A 1521-nucleotide genomic window follows, 5' to 3' on the forward strand; every position below is an offset into this window, starting at 1 on the left:
ATGAAGGACACGGCCAGGATCACAGTGCCCAGCGCCATGACAGTCGGCAGCGAGCGCGGGAAGCGCAGCTGGCTCCAGATGTAGAGCGGCAGCGTCGGCTCGGTGCCGGCGAGGAAGAAGACGACGATGAACTCGTCGAAGGAGATAAGGAAGGCAAGCATGAAGGCCGACAGCACGGCCGGCGCACTCAGCGGCAGCATGACGCGCCGGAACGTCGTCCAGTCGGAGGCGCCGAGATCGAGCGCCGCCTCGCGGATGGTTTTGGGAATAGCGGCGAAGCGGCTGCGCATCACCACCACCGTCGTCGGCAGCGCGACAAGGATGTGCCCAAGCACGATCGAAACGCGCGACGGGCCGAGGCCGATGAGATTGACCAGGATCAGCAGCGATATGCCGACGATGACGCCGGGGATCAGGATCGGCAGCCGGGCGATGGCGCTGATCGTGGAGGCGAGCGGCGAGCGGCCGTAGAGATCCATATAGGACACGGTGATGCCGCAGAGCGTGGCGCCGGTGGCTGCAACCGTGGCGATGACGAGGCTGTTGGCGAGCGCGCCCGACAGCACCGGATTGCCATAGAGCGTCTCGTACCATTCAAGCGTGAAGCCCTGCAGCGGAAACGCAGCCTGGATGGAATTGTTGAAGGAAAACAGCGGGATCAGCAGCACCGGCAGATAGAGGAAGACCAGATAGCCAAGCACGTAGAGGCCGAGCCAGCGACCACCTGTGTCGGTCCCGGTGCGCGCCGCGCTCATGTGCGGCTGCCAAATCTGCGGTCGGCGCCGCGCGCGACCAGCACCACGCACAGGATGACCAGCATGACGCAGACGGAAAGTGCGGCGCCGAACGGCCAGTCATTGGCCTTGCCGAACTGCGACTGGATCAGCGTGCCGATCATGGTGCTGGCCGGGCCGCCGACCATCGCCGGCGTGACGTAGTCGCCGACCGTCGGCACGAAGACGACGAGGGCCGCCGCCAGCACGCCCGGCATCGAATTCGGCAGCACGACGCGGCGGAACGCCGTGAACGGACGGGCGCCGAGATCGGAAGCGGCTTCGAGCAGCGATTTCGGGATCGTGTCCAGCGCGACATAGATCGGCAGGATGGCAAAGGGCGCGTAGGCGTGGGCAAGCGTGACCACGACCGCAGCCGGCGTGTTGAGGAAGGCCAGCGTCGGCTCCGACCAGATGCCACTTTCGATGAAGGCCGAGTTGAGCACGCCATTATAGGCAAGCACGATCTTCCAGGCGAAGACGCGCAAAAGATAGCTGGTCCAGAATGGCAGCGTGACCAGGAAGAGCAGCAGGCCGCGGCGCCGCCCGGCATGGAAGGCGAGATAGTAGGCGACCGGATAGGCGGTCACCACCGTCGCCAGCGTCACCAGACCGGCGATGACCAGCGAGCGCAGCGTCACCGTCCAGTAGAGCGGATCGGTGGCCACGGTGACGAAGTTCGCGGCGGTCAGGCCGACGCCGAGCAGCGAGCCGTCATTGCCGCGGAAGGCAAGGAAGATCACCAGTC

2 protein-coding genes are annotated in these 1521 nt (G+C 65.6%); both read right to left on the bottom strand.

The features are described from left to right. Positions 1–755, bottom strand: a 755-nt coding sequence (locus tag EN780_RS33920; protein ID WP_133372874.1) for an ABC transporter permease, incomplete at its 3' end; no start/stop codon positions are given. Continuing rightward, a partial coding sequence (locus tag EN780_RS33925; protein WP_133372875.1) for an ABC transporter permease occupies positions 752–1521 on the bottom strand: 770 nt, incomplete at its 5' end. The genes EN780_RS33925 and EN780_RS33920, both read right to left, overlap by 4 nt.

Origin of the sequence: Mesorhizobium sp. M4B.F.Ca.ET.089.01.1.1 (assembly GCF_004022605.1) — a bacterium.
Taxonomy (GTDB): domain Bacteria; phylum Pseudomonadota; class Alphaproteobacteria; order Rhizobiales; family Rhizobiaceae; genus Mesorhizobium; species Mesorhizobium abyssinicae.